Source organism: Moraxella canis, assembly GCF_034424565.1.
Classification (GTDB): Bacteria; Pseudomonadota; Gammaproteobacteria; order Pseudomonadales; family Moraxellaceae; genus Moraxella; species Moraxella canis.
The window spans coordinates 1,441,915-1,462,928 of sequence record NZ_CP139961.1; the positions used below are offsets into that span (position 1 = coordinate 1,441,915).

General features: G+C 44.7%; 24 protein-coding genes. 18 read left to right on the top strand and 6 right to left on the bottom strand.

The genetic code is table 11. The features are described from left to right. Window positions 1-44 precede the first annotated feature (44 nt). Entirely contained in the window at window positions 45-947 is a 903-nt protein-coding gene (locus U0021_RS06530; RefSeq protein ID WP_114801167.1) for a PHP domain-containing protein, read from the top strand. A gap of 61 nt (window positions 948-1,008) precedes the next feature. Here U0021_RS06530 and U0021_RS06535 read toward each other — a convergent pair whose 3' ends face one another. Next, window positions 1,009-1,983 (bottom strand): regulatory protein RecX, encoded by a 975-nt coding sequence (locus U0021_RS06535; protein WP_227538753.1) that lies wholly within the window; start codon window positions 1,981-1,983, stop codon window positions 1,009-1,011. A gap of 9 nt (window positions 1,984-1,992) precedes the next feature. Next, window positions 1,993-3,042: a recombinase RecA gene (gene recA / locus U0021_RS06540; protein ID WP_049236691.1), complete on the bottom strand. Its 1,050-nt coding sequence runs from the start codon at window positions 3,040-3,042 to the stop codon at window positions 1,993-1,995. Between the two features lie 833 nt (window positions 3,043-3,875). Between recA and U0021_RS06545 the strand changes: the two genes are divergently transcribed. The 6 genes from U0021_RS06545 to U0021_RS06570 all read left to right on the top strand — a co-directional run bounded on the left by U0021_RS06545 (window position 3,876) and on the right by U0021_RS06570 (window position 8,677). Then, the gene (locus tag U0021_RS06545) at window positions 3,876-5,294 is read left to right on the top strand and encodes an FAD-binding oxidoreductase (protein ID WP_327037434.1); all 1,419 of its coding nucleotides are present in this window, start codon (window positions 3,876-3,878) and stop codon (window positions 5,292-5,294) included. Continuing rightward, complete coding sequence (locus U0021_RS06550) at window positions 5,278-5,820, top strand: GspH/FimT family pseudopilin (protein WP_114800890.1); 543 nt, start codon at window positions 5,278-5,280, stop codon at window positions 5,818-5,820. Before U0021_RS06545 ends, U0021_RS06550 begins: the two co-directional genes overlap by 17 nt. A gap of 81 nt (window positions 5,821-5,901) precedes the next feature. Next, window positions 5,902-6,951 (top strand): 5'-nucleotidase, encoded by a 1,050-nt coding sequence (locus tag U0021_RS06555; RefSeq protein ID WP_114800889.1) that lies wholly within the window; start codon window positions 5,902-5,904, stop codon window positions 6,949-6,951. Beyond that, the gene (locus tag U0021_RS06560; RefSeq protein WP_264756307.1) at window positions 6,948-7,079 is read left to right on the top strand and encodes a hypothetical protein; all 132 of its coding nucleotides are present in this window, start codon (window positions 6,948-6,950) and stop codon (window positions 7,077-7,079) included. Before U0021_RS06555 ends, U0021_RS06560 begins: the two co-directional genes overlap by 4 nt. Then, on the top strand, window positions 7,063-7,902 hold the full coding sequence (locus U0021_RS06565; RefSeq protein WP_114800888.1) for a TatD family hydrolase: 840 nt from the start codon (window positions 7,063-7,065) through the stop codon (window positions 7,900-7,902). Before U0021_RS06560 ends, U0021_RS06565 begins: the two co-directional genes overlap by 17 nt. Then, window positions 7,895-8,677 carry a tRNA threonylcarbamoyladenosine dehydratase gene (locus U0021_RS06570; protein ID WP_114800887.1) on the top strand — a complete coding sequence of 261 codons (783 nt, stop codon included), beginning with the start codon at window positions 7,895-7,897 and terminating at the stop codon, window positions 8,675-8,677. Before U0021_RS06565 ends, U0021_RS06570 begins: the two co-directional genes overlap by 8 nt. Window positions 8,678-8,805: 128 nt before the next feature. Here U0021_RS06570 and dapD read toward each other — a convergent pair whose 3' ends face one another. The 3 genes from dapD to lipA form a co-directional block, all read right to left on the bottom strand. Further along, window positions 8,806-9,627, bottom strand: a complete 822-nt coding sequence (gene dapD, locus U0021_RS06575; RefSeq protein ID WP_049236679.1) for a 2,3,4,5-tetrahydropyridine-2,6-dicarboxylate N-succinyltransferase — start codon at window positions 9,625-9,627, stop codon at window positions 8,806-8,808. Between the two features lie 110 nt (window positions 9,628-9,737). Continuing rightward, window positions 9,738-10,670 carry an alpha/beta fold hydrolase gene (locus tag U0021_RS06580; protein ID WP_114800892.1) on the bottom strand — a complete coding sequence of 311 codons (933 nt, stop codon included), beginning with the start codon at window positions 10,668-10,670 and terminating at the stop codon, window positions 9,738-9,740. A 153-nt stretch (window positions 10,671-10,823) separates the two neighbouring features. Then, on the bottom strand, window positions 10,824-11,888 hold the full coding sequence (gene lipA / locus U0021_RS06585; RefSeq protein ID WP_049236677.1) for a lipoyl synthase: 1,065 nt from the start codon (window positions 11,886-11,888) through the stop codon (window positions 10,824-10,826). A 302-nt stretch (window positions 11,889-12,190) separates the two neighbouring features. Here lipA and U0021_RS06590 point away from each other — a divergent pair, with 302 nt between their 5' ends. The 3 genes from U0021_RS06590 to U0021_RS06600 are packed head-to-tail and all read left to right on the top strand — an operon-like array spanning window position 12,191 to window position 12,813. After that, complete coding sequence (locus tag U0021_RS06590) at window positions 12,191-12,364, top strand: hypothetical protein (RefSeq protein ID WP_162816820.1); 174 nt, start codon at window positions 12,191-12,193, stop codon at window positions 12,362-12,364. A 19-nt stretch (window positions 12,365-12,383) separates the two neighbouring features. Beyond that, window positions 12,384-12,575: a zinc ribbon domain-containing protein gene (locus U0021_RS06595; RefSeq protein ID WP_114800886.1), complete on the top strand. Its 192-nt coding sequence runs from the start codon at window positions 12,384-12,386 to the stop codon at window positions 12,573-12,575. A 40-nt stretch (window positions 12,576-12,615) separates the two neighbouring features. After that, on the top strand, window positions 12,616-12,813 hold the full coding sequence (locus tag U0021_RS06600; protein ID WP_078255417.1) for a hypothetical protein: 198 nt from the start codon (window positions 12,616-12,618) through the stop codon (window positions 12,811-12,813). A gap of 205 nt (window positions 12,814-13,018) precedes the next feature. Here U0021_RS06600 and U0021_RS06605 read toward each other — a convergent pair whose 3' ends face one another. Continuing rightward, the gene (locus tag U0021_RS06605) at window positions 13,019-14,560 is read right to left on the bottom strand and encodes an alpha/beta hydrolase (RefSeq protein WP_114800885.1); all 1,542 of its coding nucleotides are present in this window, start codon (window positions 14,558-14,560) and stop codon (window positions 13,019-13,021) included. Window positions 14,561-14,749: 189 nt separating this feature from the next. Between U0021_RS06605 and U0021_RS06610 the strand changes: the two genes are divergently transcribed. From U0021_RS06610 to U0021_RS06640, 8 genes are all read left to right on the top strand, one after another. Continuing rightward, window positions 14,750-15,073, top strand: a complete 324-nt coding sequence (locus tag U0021_RS06610; protein ID WP_114800884.1) for an HvfA family oxazolone/thioamide-modified RiPP metallophore — start codon at window positions 14,750-14,752, stop codon at window positions 15,071-15,073. A gap of 81 nt (window positions 15,074-15,154) precedes the next feature. After that, window positions 15,155-16,075, top strand: coding sequence for an HvfB family MNIO-type RiPP peptide maturase (locus U0021_RS06615; RefSeq protein ID WP_078255414.1), 921 nt, complete (start codon window positions 15,155-15,157; stop codon window positions 16,073-16,075). 5 nt (window positions 16,076-16,080) lie between these two features. Continuing rightward, complete coding sequence (locus U0021_RS06620; RefSeq protein ID WP_114800883.1) at window positions 16,081-16,827, top strand: HvfC family RiPP maturation protein; 747 nt, start codon at window positions 16,081-16,083, stop codon at window positions 16,825-16,827. Window positions 16,828-16,835: 8 nt separating this feature from the next. Continuing rightward, window positions 16,836-17,468 (top strand): HvfX family Cu-binding RiPP maturation protein, encoded by a 633-nt coding sequence (locus U0021_RS06625; protein WP_227538729.1) that lies wholly within the window; start codon window positions 16,836-16,838, stop codon window positions 17,466-17,468. A 3-nt stretch (window positions 17,469-17,471) separates the two neighbouring features. Continuing rightward, on the top strand, window positions 17,472-18,065 hold the full coding sequence (locus tag U0021_RS06630; protein ID WP_114800881.1) for a sigma-70 family RNA polymerase sigma factor: 594 nt from the start codon (window positions 17,472-17,474) through the stop codon (window positions 18,063-18,065). Between the two features lie 45 nt (window positions 18,066-18,110). Continuing rightward, a complete protein-coding gene (locus U0021_RS09980; protein ID WP_162816819.1) occupies window positions 18,111-18,356 on the top strand; it encodes a zf-HC2 domain-containing protein in 246 nt (81 codons plus the stop codon). An 86-nt stretch (window positions 18,357-18,442) separates the two neighbouring features. After that, a complete protein-coding gene (gene hemH / locus U0021_RS06635; protein ID WP_114800879.1) occupies window positions 18,443-19,408 on the top strand; it encodes a ferrochelatase in 966 nt (321 codons plus the stop codon). A 369-nt stretch (window positions 19,409-19,777) separates the two neighbouring features. Beyond that, window positions 19,778-20,887, top strand: a complete 1,110-nt coding sequence (locus U0021_RS06640) for an AOC03_06830 family ribosome hibernation factor (protein ID WP_114800878.1) — start codon at window positions 19,778-19,780, stop codon at window positions 20,885-20,887. The last annotated feature ends 127 nt before the right edge of the window (window positions 20,888-21,014 follow it).

Below are 21,014 nucleotides of genomic sequence, written 5' to 3' on the forward strand. Positions count from 1 at the left end.
TAATGTTGATAATGCCAGTCAATGATGAATCGGAAATTTAGATCATGAAAAAAATAGACCTGCACATGCACAGCACTTGCTCTGATGGTACCAATACGCCCACAGAATTGATTAAAAAAGTCGCTTTGGCAGGTATTGAGATGGCGGCATTGACCGATCATGATACGATCAAGGGGCTTGATGAAGCCAAAAAAGCTGCCAAAATGGTCGGAGTTGAGCTGATCCGAGGGGTGGAAATCAGCTGCACCCACACCTTATCTGGTGGCTATGGCAAGCACCAAGAGATTGATAAAATCATCCATGTTGTTGCGCTTAATTTTTCAGACTCACTGAAGATGAACGAAGCGCTGCAATCACTACAAGACAGCCGACATCTGCGCGGACGACAAATAATCCAAAAACTTGCTGATTCTTTGATGGATCATCCTGATGAAGCTGCTGCACTGTTTGAGAATTTGTGGCAACAGGTGCTGACCAAGGTGAGTGGTAATGCTCGCGCTGTTGGGCGTGCACATATTGGTCAAGTTTTACATGAATTGGGGTATGTGCCCAGTGTGCAGGCTGCCTTTGATAAATATTTGGCAGATAATAAACCTGCTTATGTGCCCATACAGACCATCAATATGGCAGATACGGTAGCGCTCATTCATGAGTGTGGCGGACTGGCTGTGCTTGCTCATCCAACGCGATATAAACTGTCTGCGACACGCACTCAAAGACTCATCAGTGACTTTGCTCAATGTGGTGGCGACGGCTGCGAGCTGCCCAATCATGAGCCGTTAAGCTGCGTTGAGATGGTCAGCCGCGCGATCGCCAAACATGAGTTGGCGGTATCGCTTGGCAGTGATTTTCATGGTAGTAACATGCCATGGCGAAAGCTTGGCTCAACGGCAGCCATGCAGAAGGATCAGGTTGGGATATGGGAGCGTTTTGATCAGATATACTAATTCCCCACACAGTCCAAGCGGTGTATCATATCAACGCAGTAGAGGTTTGGGCTTGACATGATTAGTCAATCAGCTCATCTAAGTCCGCTAAGGTGTATTTTAAAGCCTCTAAGCTGACTGACATCTCAAACCCTCGGTACTGCAAGAATCTTAGCTGTTTGGCTTTGTCCTTGGGCGTTGTTGGGATGGTGTCTCCATATTTGCGTGTTCGCGCCTCGACAGCTAGCTTCAGCCAATCGACTGTCCCTGATTCGTCATCGGCAAGGATGGTATCATCAGTCAGTGAGTCCACCCCAGCTTGCTGTATCAACTGCTCAATGCCGCCAAAACCCTGAGGCAGTGTGACTTTGGCGGATTTTAAAGCTTGTAAGATATGGTTTTTCCCGCGACCTTTTCGAATGCTTTCGCGAACGAGCATCATGGCGAAGCGTTCGTCTGATTGATAGCCTTTTTGAGCGAATTCCTGCAACAAATCCTCAACAGCTTGGGGCTCGCAGCCTTTGGCAAGAAGTTTTTTTTGTAATTCATGCTGTGACATCTCTCGCCGCGATAAGTAGTAAAACGCAAGCCAGCGCAGATAATTGGTGGCTTTGTCAGTCTGTGCCAGAGGTTCAATGGCGACATTTTGTAGTCGCTTGGCAAGCTCTGGCGGCACTGCGGCGCTGTCTTTGCCATCATTAACTTGTTTTAATAGTGCCGACACTTCAGAAATTACCGAAGGATTTTTTGACTGAGAGCTTGACTGCGCTACAGAACCACTCTTAACTGTCTTCGTGGGTGTAGAGTGCTGCCGCTTGGAGATGGGCAAATGCTTGACTTGATCTGGCGAAGCATTCTGGGTTTTGGAGGTTTTTTTGGGAGGATTAACAGATTTTTTAAATGTTTTGGATTTGGGCAATTGGTTAAATCGCGGTGGCTGCGTGGTCGTCAGTTCCTCAAAGTTAGTTTCGTCAAGCACTTGAACTTGATAAGAATCAGCAGAAACAGGCGACTCGCCCATTTCTGCTAGGACTTCAGATAACGTCTTGATTTTCATGATGAGTGATTAGAAGTTATCGTCTTCTAAATGTTCTTCAGGCTCATCCGCCCCCTCAATGGGCGCCACTGTAGCTAATTTGACCTCGCGGACTTTGGCTTCGATTTCACTGGCGATGGCAGGATTTTCTTGCAGGTATTTGACAGTATTGGCTTTGCCTTGACCAATTTTACCGTCGCCATAGCTATACCAAGCGCCTGATTTGCCAACCGCACCAATATCCACACCCAAATCAATCACTTCGCCTAGGCGGTTAATGCCCTCGCCATACATGATTTGGAACTCGGTTTGACGAAATGGCGGTGCCATCTTGTTTTTGATGACTTTGACGCGCGTTTCTGAGCCAACAATTTCATCGCCATCTTTAACAGAGCCAATGCGTCGAATATCAAGACGCACAGAAGCATAGAATTTCAGGGCGTTACCACCTGTCGTCGTCTCTGGACTACCGAACATGACGCCAATTTTCATACGGATTTGGTTGATGAAAATCACCATACAATTTGAGCGTTTGGCGTTGCCGGTAATTTTGCGCAGCGCTTGGCTCATCAAGCGAGCCTGCAAACCCATGTGACTGTCACCCATCTCGCCTTCAATTTCAGCTTTTGGCGTCAAAGCAGCCACAGAGTCCACCACAATCAGATCAATCGCACCTGAGCGCACGAGCATATCAGCAATCTCAAGCGCCTGCTCACCATTATCAGGCTGCGAAACAAGCAAATCATCAATATTTACGCCAAGCTTTTTGGCATAGATTGGGTCAAGCGCATGCTCAGCGTCAATAAAGGCGCAAGTGCCACCTTGTTTTTGGCATTCGGCGATGGTTTGTAAGGTCAGCGTCGTTTTACCTGAACTTTCAGGTCCAAAAATCTCAATAATTCGACCTTTTGGCAACCCGCCGATACCTAGCGCAATGTCAAGCCCAAGCGAGCCAGTAGAGACCACATCCACATCAAGCTTAGCGGTCTCATCACCCAAATGCATGATGGTGTTTTTACCAAACTGTTTTTCAATCTGAGCCAGGGCGGCTTTGAGTGCTTTTTCTTTATTTTCGTCCATAGAATTTCCTAAATCAATACGATTGCCCACCGCAATTATGCTCACAAACTTGGCAATCATGTCACTAAATTTACCGTCAATTATAGCATAACTGCCTTTTTGATAGGGGGTTATCCTGAAATATTTTGTCAGTAATTTGTGTCATTTTAAATGAATTTTTTAAAACTCAGTGTTTAAACCAATCGCTTTTTAATCTCAAAATTCAATCAAAAAGCAATGATAAAAAAAGATGATTTTTGAGCCAAAATTTGACCCGATAAAAACTTATCCACAATCTTATCCACAAAATATGTCAGATCATTGTGGAACACCAAACCGACTCTATGACTATAAAAATTATCTATATAACTTTGGTTTATTTAAATAACTTTCAAGTTCTTATATTTATAAGTTATTGATTTTTATTATAAAAATATATAGATTTATTATTGTTCAAATTTTGATCAATCCTTATGCAGGCTTGATAAATACACGCTTCTAGGTGTGATATATTGAGTGTTTTTAAAAGTTATCCACAGCTTGTGTGGAAAAGTTTTTGAGCCTTTTAGTGGCAAGGCTTGGCAAGGTCAGAGAAATTTTTGGGGCTTTGGCAAACAATTTTTGTCGTCAAATTTGTTAAGAAAATTTTTAGGATATTATTTTAATAAATGTATAAGTTTCACAAGTTTGTCATAATTGTTAAAGTCATTTTAGGGAAATTCTGTGGTTTGAATATCACCGCTGTCAAATGTGTGAGTCTCACTCAAAATCGGAAATGTGGTACAATCGTTTTGAAATTTTGATGGCAGTAAAAGCGTTTGATAGCAAAGCGCTTGTAATATGGGATAAATTTAATGACACAGACAAGATTCGCAGAAGCGATGAGTGCGCTCAAAGCACGATTTGGCGATCAGCTTTCGACCAATATGACCACGCGTGAGCAGCACGCGCATACGACAACTTGGCTGATCAATCAGCCTGCCGATGCGGTCTTGACCGCCAAAAAGAAGTATGATGTGGCAGAGGCGGTCAAGATTTGTTATGAGCATCATATGCCTGTCATCGCGTTTGGTATTGGCTCATCACTGGAGGGTCAGCTAAACGCACCGTATGGCGGGCTTTGTATTGATATGTCGCAGATGGATGAAGTGGTGGCGGTCAATGAAGAGGATCTGACGGCGACTGTGCAAGCAGGGGTCACCCGAGAAGCGCTCAATCACTACTTGCGTGCGACGGGATTATTTTTCCCACTTGATCCAGGGGCGAATGCGACTATTGGCGGTATGGTTGCCACTCGAGCGTCGGGTACGAATGCCGTTCGCTATGGGACGATGAAAGATGTGGTTTTGTCGTTGGAAGTGGTGTTGCCGACTGGTGAAATCATCAAAACTGGGACTCGTGCCAAAAAGTCGTCAGCAGGGTATGATTTGACGCGTCTGATTGTTGGTTCAGAAGGAACGCTGGGCATTGTCACAGAGGTGACGGTTAAGCTGTTTGGACAACCTGAAGTGGTTGGCAGTGGCATTTGTCATTTTCCAAGCATTGATCAGGCGTGCCAGGCGACCATTGCCACCATTCAGATGTGCTTGCCGATTGCGCGTATTGAGCTGCTTGACCCGATTCAGATTCGCGCATGCAATCAGTATTCTCAATTGACTTTGCCCGAAAAAGCCACCTTATTTGTAGAATTTCATGGTACGGAGCAGGGCGTGGCAGAGCAGGCAGCTTTGTTTGAGCAGATCATTGAAGACTTTGGCGGCAGTGATTTTGAGTGGGGTAGTGATGAAGCGGTGCGCAAAAAACTGTGGCGTGCGCGCCATAATGCTTATTATGCTGCCTGTGCGCTCAGACCTGAGGCGCGCGGACTGTCAACCGATGCCTGTGTGCCGATTTCCCGATTGGCGGAGTGTGTGACACAAACCCAAGCTGATATCCAAAAGTCAGGTATGCTGGCGCCAATTGTAGGTCATGTGGGTGACGGCAATTTTCATGTGCTACTGCTTGTTGATACAAATAATGAAGAAGAGCTGCAAAAGGCTGAAGAAATCCTTGGGCGCTTGGCGGAGCGCGCGATCGAAATGGGTGGCACCTGCACAGGCGAACACGGTATCGGTCAAGGTAAGCGTAAATATATGCAAAAAGAGCACGGCAGTGCCATCGGTGTCATGCAGGCGATTAAACAAGCCATTGATCCGCGCGGTATTATGAATCCTGGCAAGATTTGGTTCGATCACGGCGATACTACTGCGGCTACCCATGAATCAAAGGCTTAACACTCAGCAAGGCTTTACACTGATTGAGGCGATGGTTGTTCTTGGTATCTTGGCGCTCATCGGTATGATCGCTGTGCCAGCCTATGATTCGCTCATGCGCCGATATGAGTCTCAAATGGTGGGGCGACATGTGCAAGAAGCGCTTCGACGAGCCAAGATCGAGGCGGCTTTGCATCAAAAAGATGTCATCATCTGCCCTATCAATGCTTCAGAAGTGTGTGACAGATTCGGGCAATCTGGCTTGATGGTGTTCATTGATAAAAATAAAAACAATCGCAAAGACGACAGCGATCCTTTGGTGCTCAAAGAATCATTTGAGCTAAACTATGGCATGCTGTCGATGACCGTGGCGCTGCATCGTCATTACATTAAGTTCATGGGCGATAACGCTAAGCCGCGTGGGCACATGGGCAATGTGCGTTACTGCGCACTCAATGGCGATGCTGCGTTAAGCCATCAAACGACAATTAATATGCATGGTTTGAGCAGAATCGAACATGGCGATGTCATCAAGATAAGCTGCTAGCTTAGGACATGTAATCATTCGCCAAATTCTGAGCAAAACTGTGCTAAAATGACAAAGAAACTGCAACCAATAAGGCAATTTATGGCGGTCGATTTTTCAAATACGTTGATTGTCGCAATTTCGGCGACGGCTTTATTTGATTTGGCAGAAAATGAAGCCAAATTATCTGAGCTGATCTCAAAAAATAAAGACACCGCCGCGCGCAAATTTCAAGCGTATCAGCAGGCGCGCGAAAATGAGATCTTAAATAAAGGATCGGGCTATCCTTTGATTGAAGCCTTGCTCAATCTCAACAAACATCAGCCACCGATGGAATATCACATTGAATCGCCTTATGTGGAAGTGGTGATCGTCTCCAAATCCTCACCAGATATCGGCATTCAGGTGCTCAACTCAATTCGTGCGCATGGTCTGGGCATCACTCGCTCAGCGTTTATTTCTGGGGATTCGGTTGCAAATTATATTAAGGATTTTAATGTCGATTTATTTTTGACGACAAATCATGAGGATGCTCAGCAAGTCACCGATGGTCAAATTTGTGCCTGTGCGGTTTTGGATGCCACGCCAGTCAGTGTCGATCAGCTTGACAGTGATCAGCTTCGCATTGCGTTTGATGGCGATGCGGTGTTGTTTGATGATTCAGGGGAGTTGGTTTTTAAGCAAGAAGGGCTGTATGCTTTTCATGCGCGTGAAAACGAAATGGCGGATTTGCCGATTGAAAAAGGTCCTTATGCCGATTTTTTGATCAAATTATCCAAACTGCAAGCCAAATTACCCAACCAATCGACCGACGCGCCGCACAATCCAATTCGCATCGCACTGGTGACGGCGCGTAATGCCCCTGCTGATATGCGCGCCATCAAAACCCTAAGAGAGTGGGGTGTGACGGTGGATGTGGCGTTCTTTTTGGGAGGTCTTGATAAGACAAATGTCTTAAAAACATTTGCGCCGCATATCTTTTTTGATGACTCAATCAAGCACATTGATGCTGCACGCTCCGTGGTGCCATCGGCGCTCGTGCCTTATCACTCCGAATCTCAGCTGAATATCTTGGCGCCTCAAGCGATCCCTGATATGGAAGATCAGGCATTTACCCCTGTCAAACCCAAAAAATCCAAGACACCATCATGAGAAAGTCGCATCAGCATTTTTTGATCAAGCTTACTGCCATCGCTGCGATGACAGCCCTACTAAGACGCAGTTCTCAGCCTGCCGCCAATAAGACAGTTTCGCCAAAGCATCATGATAACTCTGATTGATACACACACCCACTTTGATTTGCCTGAGTATGATGATCAGCGCGCGGCATTTGCCAGTCGTGCGTATGAGCAAGGCGTGCGGCATATATTGATGATTGGCTATTTGGCTCAGTATTTTGAGCGCATGGTGTTGGCAAATACAGCCACTAATCAACTGGCAGACTCACCAAGATCGCATTTGGCGTTTGGGCTGCACCCATTATACATTGATGAGCAGTCTGATACAGATTTGGATATTTTAGAAGAATATCTTAAAACTCATTCGTCGATTGCAATTGGTGAAATCGGGCTGGATACTTACCCAAAAGCACTCAAAGAACCCACCATTTTTCAAAAACAAAAGCGATTTTTTGTGGAACAAATTGAGCTTGCCAAAGCGTATGAGTTGCCCATTTTATTACATATCCGTAAAAATCATGGCGATGTTTTGAAGATTTTGGCTGAACAAAACTATTTTGCTGATGACAGAGGCGGCATCGCTCACAGCTTTAGTGGCGGGGAACAAGAGGCGCTTGCCTTTGTCAAACGCGGCTTTAAGCTTGGCATTACAGGGCAGATCACCAATCCTAATGCCAAAAAACTGCGCCGATCTGTTAAGACGGTTTTTGATGAGTATGGTGTTGAGGCTTTTGTGATTGAGACAGATTGCCCTGACATGATGCCGCTGCCTTGTCAGCATTTAGGACAGCTAAATGAGCCTGCACACTTGCATTTTGTGCTAGATGAGCTGTCTAAATTATTTAATTATGATAAACAATTATTAGCAAATCAGCTTTGGAAAAATAGCTGTGATGCGCTGCGTGTGGATTGGAAATATGACTGATACGACACAGATGGATTATAACCGCCGCTTTATGGGCGTGAGTGCGCTGTATGGCGAGCAAAGCCTTGATAGATTTGCTGATGCTGAAGTGTATGTGATTGGCGTGGGCGGCGTCGGATCATGGGCGGCGGAGAGTTTGGCGCGTACAGCGATAGGGCGTATTGTTTTGATTGATATGGATGTGCTCGTCGAAAGTAACATCAATCGGCAGTTGCCTGCTTTGAGCGAAACGCTTGGCGAGACTAAAATCGATGTGATGGCAGCGCGCATTCACAGTATCAATCCTAAGGCGGATGTGGTATGCGTGGATGACTTTTTGACGGCGCAAAATGTCAAAGAGCTTATGCCGACTCGTGAGTATGTCGCACAGATGCAAGATGAAGGTAAAACGGTGATCGTGCTTGACTGTGTGGATGATATGTCTGCTAAGCTTGCCATTGCGCTACATTGCCGATTTAACAAAATCAAATGTGTGGTCGCTGGCGGTGCAGGCGCGAAGATCGATCCGACAAAGATTCGAGTAGCTGACCTAAAAGACACCACTCAAGATCCGCTGCTTGCCAAGCTGCGCTCAAAATTGCGTGAAAGAGGCATCGCAAAAGGCGGTAAGGCAAAATTTGATCTAAAATGTGTCTATTCAGACGAGCCGCCAAAGATAGCCAAGGCATGTCAAACTGGTCTAAACTGTGGCGGCTTTGGCTCCACTGTGGTGGTGACAGCGACGATGGGCATGGTGATGGTCAGCGAAGCACTAAAAATGATCAGCCGCACCTAGTCACTGGATCATCCATACCCTTAATTTTATCTCAAATGTCAATCATCAATCACCATAAAGATGCTAGATAAAAAACGACCGCCAAGTCAATGAGCGGTCGTTTTTATTTGGTTTGACTAAAGCTGGTATTATTCAGCGCGTAGCAAATCGTTTAGGCTGGTTTTGGCGCGAGTTTGGGCGTCTACTTTTTTGACGATGATGGCAGCATATAAGCTGTGAGTGCCATCTTTGCTAGGCAGGTTACCTGGTACTACCACCGAGCCTGCTGGCACGCGACCATAATGAATCTCGCCTGTCTCACGATCATAGATGCGAGTGGACTGACCGATATAGACACCCATTGAGATGACCGAGCCTTCTTCAACGATCACACCTTCAACAATCTCAGAGCGAGCACCGATAAAGCAGTTATCTTCGATGATCGTTGGGTTGGCTTGTAATGGCTCAAGCACACCGCCGATACCAACGCCGCCTGACAAGTGTACATTTTTGCCGATCTGAGCGCAGCTGCCGACAGTTGCCCAGGTATCCACCATGGTTCCTTCATCGACAAAGGCGCCAATATTGACATAAGACGGCATGAGCACGACATTTTTTGCCAAGAAGCTGCCACGGCGCGCAACCGCAGGCGGTACGACACGCACGCCAGCTGCTTTGAATTGCGCCTCGCTCCAGTTGGCATGCTTAGTATCTACCTTATCATAAAAGCGCAAATCGCATGATTCAATGGGCTTATTGTCATTGAGTTTGAATGACAGCAGCACTGCTTTTTTGAGCCATTGATGCACCACCCATTCGCCGTCAATTTTTTCGGCAACGCGCAAAGAGCCATTATCCAAAGCTTCAATCGCTTCATCAACAGCCGCACGAATTTCTGGCGACACAGTTTCGGCGGTGAAATTTGCACGGTCTTCAAAAGCCGCTTCAATAATCGTTGCAAGATTTGACATAATAAATCCTTAAAAAGTCATCATAGATTGTTTGATAATTTTAGCATATTTAAAGAGCAAAAACCGCCCAAGCCAACAATTTATTCATTAAAATCAGTCATCCAACATCATCACATTTTATCAGCGTTAGAGTGGCGTTCGATCCAAGCCAAGATGTCGGCAAACACTTTTTGTGCTGCTTTTTCATGTAGTGGCTCGTGGCGCATATTGGGGTAAAGATGCACGCTAACATCACGATTGGCACGCAAAAGCTTGTCTTGAAGCTGAATGATATCTTGCCCCATATTGCCGACAGGATCATCTTTGCCACTGACCAATAAAATCGGATAATCTTTGGTCATATTCACATACCAATCAGGGCGCATGGCGCGCTGCATCAAGGCAAATAAAGTCATAAGCCCATTATTGGTAAAAGCAAACCCTGTCAGCGGATCTGCTTCAAACGCTTGAATTGCCTCAGGATTTTCAGACAGCCAAGCAAATGCAGAAGCGCTGATGGGCGAGCGAAGCTGATTTAATAACATATGATTCATCAGCTCAGCGGCGCGTTGATTGACCTGCTTGGGGGAGAGTCTGTTGAGTAGGCTAAGCGCTGCATAAGTGGTACGGCTTAACAGACCAAAATTATCCGCTGTACCCATCAAAATCACGCCATCAAATCGCGTGCTGTGATGAATGAGCACCGAACGCACGATAAACGAGCCCATCGAATGACCCATGATAAAATGCGGCACTGATGGCGCGTGCTCTTTGAGCTTATCTGCCATGATGATGACATCTTTTGACAGTGCTTGCACGGGATGCTTGTCATCAAAATACCCAAGCTCATACTTATCTTTGACCGTCTGACCATGCCCAAGCTGATCATAAGTCGCCACCAGTACGCCATGATCTGCCAAAAATTGGGCAAATCTCGCATATCGGCCGCCATGCTCAGTCATGCCATGTACGATAAGCAGGGTGGATTTGATCTCACCTTTTGGTACAAAAAAAGTATGGTGCAGACGGTGGATGCCGTTGGATGAAAGGATGGTTTGAGTCATGGTAGTGGTTTTGGATAAAAAATTAAACATGGCCAAGGTCAAACTGCCAAGTGAGCGCATCACTGATCAGCCGCCAACAAGCCATATGTCTTAAAATATGTGGCGTAAAGCTTTATGTTATACGCCACTTTAACAGGGATAATCTCAGCGCAATCAAAAACAGCCAGTTTTCTCACCATTTTGAGCTTTGGCAAGCTTTTCTTCAGCAAGTGCTTTGGCACTGCGAGCTGGCGGCGGGCAGTCTTCACCATAATATTGACGATCGGCAAAGTAGCTTGAGCGCACCATTGGATTTGCCCAGATGTTAAAAAAGCCCAATTTCTTACCGTATTCGGTGTAGCGCGCAAACTCATCAGGATGCACATATCTGTCCACGGGGGCATGGTTTTTACTTGGGGCGAGATATTGACCGATGGTGACGATGTCAACATCATGTGCTTTTAGGTCGTCAAGCAGTGCATACACTTCTTCTTCAGTTTCGCCAAGACCCACCATAAAGCCGCATTTGGTCGCGACATCAGGACGACGGGCTTTGTAGTCTTTGAGTAGATTCAGTGAGTGCTGATAGTCAGAGCCAGGTCGAAACGCTTTATAAAGACGCGGCACAGTTTCGATATTATGATTAAACACATCTGGCGCAGTTTCGGTCAATAAATCAAGTGCAACCTGCTCGCGCCCGCGGAAGTCAGGCACCAAAATCTCAATCAAGCAATTGGGGCTTAGTGCTTTGGATTCATTAATCACTTCCACAAAGTGACCTGCACCGCCGTCTTTGAGATCATCTCTATCCACCGAAGTGATGACGGCATATTTTAGCCCCAATCCTAAAATGGTCTCAGCGGTATGGCGCGGCTCATCTTTATCCAAAGGATTTGGGCGACCGTGCGCCACTTCACAAAACGGGCAGCGACGAGTACAGATATCGCCCATAATCATAAAAGTCGCTGTACCATCACCAAAGCACTGTGGCAGGTTTGGGCAGGCGGCTTCTTCGCAAACGGTGTAGAGCTTTTGTTTGCGTAGCGTGGATTTGATGCGCTCAACTTCGGCAGGACTTGAGAGCTTCACGCGAATCCAGTCGGGTTTTTTGGGAGTGTCGACGCTTGGGATAACTTTGATGGGAATGCGAGCGACTTTATCATAGCCGCGCAGTTTCTCGCCTTGCACTGCTTTTTTGGGTGCAGGACGAGTATCGGGGGTAAAGGTTTGGACAGTCATGGCTTATCCTAAATGTCATAAAAATTCTGCAAAAATCATCTTATTATACGCCAAATTGGCATAAATAACAAAATGCAAGAATTCTTTTATTGTGAAAAATCTTATGCTAATATTGGATTGTATGGGATGGATTTAGAGGGTGCCAATGCAAACGACCGTAGATGGCTTAATTCTGTTGGGGGGTGGCGGTGCCTTTGCTGCTTGTGCGGCATGTGGCATGGATTCAAAATATTTGGATTAAGAACGGTAGATGGTATATTATTTATTATATAATGTATTGAATTTTGAATGAGAATATTATCATGAGCCAACCAAAGAAATCAGCGCGCAAACAAAAAAGTGTGGTTTTTCATAAAGAGAAAGATCAAGCATTAATTCAAGCAGTGCAAAATGATCAATCTGTTGCTTTTAGTGCATTGATGCGCCAACTGCTCAGAGAGCATTATCAACTTTCAGATAGTCAAAAATATTCATAATTTGACTTGCTAAAAATCTATTGAGAAATACACTGCCCAAACTTGTTCGTGCTGTGGCGATAGGTATGGTAATCCGAAAGGGAGAGCAGGTTTGGCAATAAGAGAATGGATCTGTACAAAGCATGGCATACCGCATGATAGAGGTATGAATGGCAGTAAAAATATTCTTGCGGTCGGTGACCGTCTGTTAGGAAGAATCCTCTTATCTTAAGAATAATGGAAGTTAATTGTCAAATTAGGAAAAATAAACCATGAGCAATATTACCCCAGAATACACCAGACGAGCCATCAAAAAATATGAAGAAAGGTTGGTTAAAAAAATTGTCACCTTCTCTGTTGATGCAGATGCTGATATTCTGACCGCCATTGATGCGGATGATACACCATTCACGGCGCTAGCTTTGTCGCTACTATACAAGCATTATGGCATCGAGCAGCCTAAGGGATGATGATTTTTTAGCATTTAAACCAGTAAACCGATAAACACGCTCTAAACGCTCACCGACGCCCTGACCACAGAAAGGGTATGCTTGATAAATAAATTTTCTAAATCATCCATATTCTGCGGATTGGGATAATCGCATCGACATGCCAATTAACATTTGTCACATTTATCCTATAAAAGCCTGACCCAATGTCAGGCAGTTTTTAGTATCAATAAAAATCCACACTGCGAACTTCGATCTTGTTTCCGTCGGTCGTGATGGTGAGATGGGTGATTGTGTGATTTTGCCACTCAGTCGGTAGGGGCAGGCGTACGGTGGATAGCTGATAGACGCCGTTGTCAAATTCGGTTAAGCGGCTTTTGATGGCAGGGTGATCTGCAGCGATGGGCAGTGCCAGCTGCTGACCGTCGTCAGCATGTAGGGTTATCGTCACATTGGTGGGCTTGGTCTGGCTGCCCCATGGCGACAGATGAACCGCCAAACCTTGTGCGCCTTTGACTGCCGTGTCCGCAGCAGCTTGGCTAAATTGTGCGATATAAGTCATCGTGGTTATCACACCAAGCTCTGGTCGTGGGCAGGCATCTTTTGGCTGAAATGGATTCATCGGATCTTCGTAGCGACAGAGCGTCACTTCGCTGCCTTGAAAAGGTTTGAAGTCATCAAAATTGACGGTGCTGATCGCTTTTGGCGTGGCGGCAAGCCAGCTGACTTCATGATCGGCTAATGTGGTGGGAAGTGCGTCTGCTGCCTTGATGGGTAAAGTGGTCTTGGCGCCTTTTAAAGTAGCATCAAACCACTGAGCGGCGGTTTGCATCACCAGCTGTTCGTGGGCATTGGCATCAGGGCAATCTAGCACATCACAGCCGATGCGCTCATCAATCTTTGCTGAGCTGAGCGCACGGTTGATGTAGTTATGACCAAACCCTGGCACCGTGGCAACGGTGGCTGGCGTCTGGCGTGGTGTGCTGATCCAGTGCCCAATCCACTGATTGACGGCTTGGTCGACATCTTTATCAAGATCACCTAAGATCGACAGATACGGCACATCCACGGGCGCAGCAGAGATCTCGGCGATATCATAGGTGTCTGGCGATGGACCATAGGTCAGCACGCCTTTGAGTTTTTCACCAAAAAGCGCATGGGCAGCATCTAGCATATTGCCTGAGCGAGAATGCGCAAACAAGCCCACATGCTCAAAATCCACCAAGCTGCTCATTTGTGGCGACTGCTGTATGTGAGTCATCAATGCTTGGATGGTTTCGCGCCATAATGCGGCTTGGTCATAAGGCTCTGTCACCATATCACCACTAAACACAACGCTATAATCAGGCACAATCACCGCATAGCCTGAATCTGCCAGATGCTCTGCCAGATACTGCATGCCCTGGTCAAAGCGCAGCTCGGTCTGACCTTCGGGGCAAGGATAAGCAAACTCACCACCACTGCAATTCGGTGCACGCAGATGGCTGATGATCACCAAGGGATATTTGGTGTCGGCTTTTGTGCTGGGCAGGACAATCAAGCCGCGCTGTGGAGCGGTCATCTCGCCAACAACCATGTCACCCAAAGTCACTTCATGGACATGATAGCCTTTGGCGCTATCCGTGTTAATGGCTTGACTGGGCTCGGAGCTGTTTTGCTGTGCCGTGCGATTTGGCTCAGAACAAGCCGTTAATACCGCCGCCCCGATCATTAAGGCGATGAGTGATTGTTGGGTTTTGGTTAATACGTTTTTTGATAAATATTTCATAAGATGACCACATCAATGATTTTAAGCACTTATTATAGCTTAGATGAGCATTCATAGGGGATGAAAATGATAACGCAATTTTTTAAAAATTTGTGTAAGAATTTGGGATTGAGATGTGTCTAATAGGTGTCACAAATGGTTTTGTGATGCTGTGATGATGATTGAGTTTTTATTCAAAAGGAGAATGTTATGTCAAATTCAAAGAAAATTACTGGGCTGGCTGTTGCGACATTACTTGCAACTGGATTGGTGGCTTGCAAATCAGAAGCCATGCCCAAGCCGCAAGCAAAATCAATGGAGCAAGGCTATCAAAATAGCACAAAACCGATGGGCGGCATGATGACCAAAGATGCCGAAGGTAAATGCGGCGAAGGTAAATGCGCCGCCGCTCCAGCCCCAGCAAGCAAAAACGCCAATGCCAATTGTGGCGCAAGTGCTGAGAAAATGGGCAGTGCCAACTGTGGCGCCAGCGCAAATAAAAATGCCAACGCCAATTGCGGTGCTTCTAAGTAAATAAACCGAGATTTACGATGATAAAGACGCAATGCTTTATCATCGTAAAGTGGTATGACATAAGATTGATGGGTGTAAATCATGTCAACGATCAAGCAGGTCAAAAGTCAGTCAGTCGTGCCGATGGGCGCTGGCATGGGGTTTCGACGTGAGATGATGGCGCAGATGGATGGGCGCTACTCATTATCCCATGAGATTGATTTTTTTGAGGTTTCACCTGAAAATTGGATGAATTCACAAGGTGTCATGGGCGGGAGATTTGATGCCTTGCTTCGCTCTTATAGTGAGCGTTTTGATTTTGTGTGCCATGGGTTGTCGTTATCCATAGGCGGTACAAGACAGCTGGATGTTCAGCATGTCAAAAATATTAAGCAGTTTATGCAGCGTCATGAGATTGAGTTATTTACTGAGCATTTGGCGTGGTGTGGCGATTCCAAGGGATATTTGTATGACTTACTACCTATGCCTTGCACATCTGAGGCGGTTACATGGGTAGCTGACAGGATTAGTCAAGTGCAAGATATTCTTGGTCGGCAAATTGGCTTAGAAAACGCATCTTATTATTATCGCCCAAAAGAAAGTGAAATGTCCGATTGTGAATTTATCACAGCGGTGATTGAAGAAGCTGACTGTTTGCTACACTTAGATGTTAATAATATTTTTGTTAATAGCCAAAATTTTGGTTTTGATGCGCAGGAATATCTACACCAGCTGCCTTTGGAGAGAGTCTGTTATTTGCATGTCGCTGGTCATTATGCTGATCATGATGGATTGATTATTGACACGCATGGTGAAAGTGTTGTTAATCAAGTATGGGCATTGCTTGAATCTACTTATGATGAGATTTATCAGCGTACCGCAAAAACTGCTGATATGATTCCAACTTGTCTGGAGCGAGATTTTAACTTTCCAAGCCTCGAGCAACTGATAGACGAAGTGAATCATATCCGCTGGCTACAATCTGCCCAAGTGGAAAATTTATCTAAAACTAAGACCATTTGATCGGTATGAAAGCACCAAATTTAAAACATTTCCAACAAGATTTTGGCGACTATATTCGCAAGCAAGCCCATGAAAGCTGTGACACTATCCCAAAGCGCGTCGGAGAGCTTTACCAAACTTTGATTTTTCGTGCAGTGGCAGGTTTTGTCAATCAATGCTTTCCTGTTTGTCGCAAGATCATTGATGAGCCAGTTTGGCATAGGCTTTTATTGTCTTTTATAAAGCAAGGCGATATGTCCAGCCCGTATTTTAGTGAAATTAATAAGCAGTTTGTGGATTATTTGGATGAGGATATTATCACTGCGTTTGATCTTCATCCGTGCGTTGCAGAGCTTGCTCACTATGAATGGATAGAGCTATATGTTGATAATTTGCCCAACATCCCGCCGAAGCTTTTTTTGGAAGAGGGTAATCGGCAGATTTTTATCAACAGCACCTTGCAGGTCCTGAAGTATTCTTGGGAGGTTCATCAAATTGGTAGTGAGTATTTGCCGACGAAGCCACAAGATACCTTTGTGTTGGTATATCGCTCCCTAGATGAGGGTTATCAGACGGCTTTTATGCAGATAAATATCGTCAGCTTTATTGTATTAACTTTTATCCAAGAGACTGATAAGGTGTATCCAAGCCCAGCTGATTTGATTGTCGATATTGTGAATTATTTTGGGCTTAAGGCTGATTTGATGGATCAGACTGAGGAATTATTCCGAACTTTATTTGACGCTCAAGTCATGATCGAGGTCAAACGATGAACAAGATAATGAACTCATATCTAGCTGTCGCCCAGATGCTGCCGAAACTTGATTTTGTTGTTTTATTGGCGCTGCGTTTATATCTAGCACCTATTTTTATTGTGGCAGGTTGGCAAAAATTGACGCAGTTTGATAGTATGGTCTCATGGTTTGGGGATGCGTCATGGGGGCTTGGATTGCCATTTGCACCCCTTTGGGTTATTTTGGTGATTTTTGCAGAATTGATCGGCGGTGCAGCATTATTATTTGGTGTGTTAACTCGGTGGTTTGCCTTGATGTTGTCAGTGACCATGATGGTTGCAATTGTTAAGGTACATTTGAAAAATGGATGGTACGCCATTACGCCCACAGACCCTACAACGAACATCTCTCAGCTGTTTTCTTACCTGCCTGAAGGTCAAGCAAGTTTACAAAATTCGATTGCTGCTGGCGAGCGACTGGCGAAAGCCAATGAAATTTTACAATCTCAGGGTGATTTTGAGTGGCTGACTCAAACAGGGAATTTTGTCATACTTAATAATGGCGTAGAATTTGGTGTTACTTATTTGATCATGCTACTGGTGTTATTGGTGTTTGGCGCAGGGCGTTATTTGAGCGTGGATGATTGGTTTTATCGTCTGATTTTTATTAAGAAAAGATAAATCATGGCTGATATCAATACAATAATTGATGACGATGTCATTGCTGAGCTTTATATACCTATGTATCGGTTTGCCTATAATCAATTGGGCGATGAGCAGTGCGCACGAGATGTGGTACAAGAAGCTTTGATGAATGCTTTAAAATACGCCGACAGCTTTCAGGGCAGATCGGCATTAAAAAGTTGGATGTTTGCCATCTTAAAAAATAAGATCAGTGATCATATTCGCCAAACCCAAAAATACATACCTTTGTGCGACTTTTCAAATGATGAGCAAGATGATGCTTCATTTCTTGAATATTTGTTTGATGCCAATGGGCATTGGCACGCTGATAGCCAAATTCAAGCACTAAACCAAACCTTGGTAAACCCTGCTGATTGTGTAGAGCAAGATGATTTTTGGGCGGTGCTTGAGTTGTGTTTGGATAATTTACCCAAAGAGCAGGCTCGCGCGTTTTTGATGAAAGAGTATATTGAGCTTGACACAGAGGTTATCTGCCAAGAATTAAACATCAGCCGTCAGAATTATTATGTGCTCATGCATCGTGCCAGATTGAGACTACAGACCTGTTTGTCGATCAAATGGCTAGACTGTTAGTTGCTCCAAGATTTTAATAAAGTGCTTAAATTTATGATAAAATTTATGGCAAATTGCCAAAAAACAACAGAGCTGATTAGCCGCTCATATGAAGAATCATTGAGCGCCTCAGAAAAATTGGCGGTTAAGACACATTTGATGATTTGTAAAAAGTGTCGGACATTTGAGCAAAACAACCAACTGATTAGGCAGCTTGTGCGTCATCATAGAGCTGGTAAAACCTCAATCACAAAGACAGCATCGCCCGATCAGACAAGCGCACAAACCAAAACATCCAAAAGCTATGATTGATAAAGTTAATGATAAATCCTAAGTTTGGCTGAGATTTTTTATTAAAAAAATGATAAAATCAAACTTTGCTTAATTTGTTTTGCCTTATGAAAAAAACAGCCATACTTCTGGTTAATTTGGGCACGCCAGATGCCCCAACGCCTGACGCGGTGCGTCGTTATTTGCGTGAATTTTTGAGCGATACGCGCGTGATCGAAATCCCCAAAGTGATTTGGCAGGTGATTTTAAATTGCTTTGTGCTGACGACCAGACCTAAGCGTGTCGCCCATGCGTATCAAAGTGTGTGGATGGACGGCGGCTCACCGTTATTTGTGATACTCAAAAATCAAGCTAAAGACCTGCAGGATCTTCTTACCCAGCAAGGCATTGATATACCTGTCTATCCTGCAACCACTTATGGCAATCCTTCTGCCAAATCGGTGATGACGGATTTGATGTCGCAGGGCGTGGAGTCTTTTATTGTTTTGCCGCTTTTTCCGCAGTATTCAGCCACTTCAACGGCTGCCGCCTTTGATAAAATTGCCAAGCTGCTATTAAACACCAGAAATGTACCTGAGCTAAACTTTATCAAGGATTACCACGATCATCCTGATTATATCGAAGCATTGGCGCAATCTGTTGAGCGCTACTGGGCGGAGCATGGGCGCGCTGATAAGCTTTTGATGAGTTTTCATGGTATCCCCAAGCCCTATGCAGATAAAGGCGATCCCTATCCTGAACAATGTCGAACCACGGCAGTTTTGTTGGCAGATCGCTTGGGGTTGCCGATGGATGCATGGGCGATCAGTTTCCAGTCGCGTTTTGGTGCTCAAGAATGGCTAAAGCCGTACACTGATGAGCTGCTTGCTGAATGGGGTGCATCAGGACTTTCTGTACAGGTCATGAGTCCAGCATTTTCTGCTGACTGCCTTGAGACGCTCGAAGAGCTTGCCGTTGAAAATAGGGATAATTTCTTAGAGGCAGGGGGGCGAGCGTATGACTATATTCCTGCATTAAATACGGATGCGTTGCACATTCAGATGATGGCAAATGTCATTAAAAAATATTTATAACTCTAAAAGTTTATTGCAGAAACTTGCTATTTCCCCAAAGCCTTTTGGTTTTGGGGATTTTTATGAGCAAAATTCAGCCATAGTTAAGTGATTAGATTATTTAAAATGTTTAATCAATATATCACTTTGATCACCGCTAAGGTACATAATGTTTCATGGGGGTAAGAAACTAACATAAAATAACGCATCAAAGGTAAAAAGCGCACAAAATCGCCTACGCAGGCTGGGTGAAAGTTGTTATACTCAAATCATCACATCACAATTTGATCTGTTAATTCATGAACTTATATCAATTTATAACTGAGTTTTTGGGATTAATCAGCAAATAAAGCGATGAGTGATGAACGGAAACATTTATAGGAGAAATACATGAAAACGACACTAAAGCAATTAAGACAAACCCAAGCCAATCCTGCGGTCAGTATCTTTGTTAAGACCCATCGCACGCACCCTGAAAATGAGCAAGATGCCATCGCTTTAAAAAATCAGTTAAAAATTGCTGAAGATCGTATCACGGAAGAATATGACAAACGCACGGCAGATGCCATCTTAGCTAACATCACTGCCCAAACTGATGAGCTTGATCATAACTATAATTTGGATATGTTGGCGATTTTTGCGACAGATTCTAGCGCTGAAGTGCTTCGCCTGCCTTTTGACGCCAAAGAGCGCGTGATCATCGGTAAGAAATTTGCGACGCGCGATCTGATGCGTGATCTGTCAGAAGCGGTGAATTACTATGTGCTGGTTGTGACTAGCGAAAACGCCCGCTTACTTGTCGGTGTCAATAATGTGTTGGTTAAAGAAGTCATTGGCAGCAGTCCACGCCAAGAAAATCAAGATGAGCTGTCTTTCCCAATCAAAAACACCACCCTACCGACAGGCAGTAAATCGGATCGTACTGGATCATCAGACGATCATAGCTATCTAAAAGAGTTTATGAATCGTGTTGATAAAAGCTTGCAGCGTATCCATAACGCATCGCCACTGCCTGTGATTTTGGTCGGTGATTCGCGTACATTGGGTTTTTATGAGCAAGTGTGTGATAATCCATCAATCATTTTGGGTAAGGTTGATAACTTGCCACATCTCAAAGATGGCAACGCCCAAGAAATCATTGACGGCGTTCAAGAATTGGTTGAAGACAAGCGCAAAACTCGCTACGAACATGCCCAAGGCGAGCTTGAAAAAGCGCGTAACGAAAAAATGGTACGCACGGATCTTCAGCAAATCTATCGCTCTGCAGTTGAAGGCAATGCTGTGATGCTATTGGTTCGCCAAGGTCATAGCGTGCCTGCGACGATTGATGAACAAAATGCAACTTTGTTGGTTGCTGAGAATGCTTCAGATGAAGGCGTGAATGATGATGCGGTGGCAGAAATCATTGAATTGGTTGATCATAATGGTGGTGAAGTTGTGTTTGTACCGCGTGATCAGATGAACGAAAAAGAGCCAATCGCATTGATTACTCGCTATTAATTGATTGGATTTATTGATCAGATCAATGACTAAAAAACCACGCCTATCTTGATAGGCGTGGTTTTTTATTTTAGGAAGGCTAAATAAAAAATATCCCAAAGATTTGGGATATTTTTTTTTAGGCTTG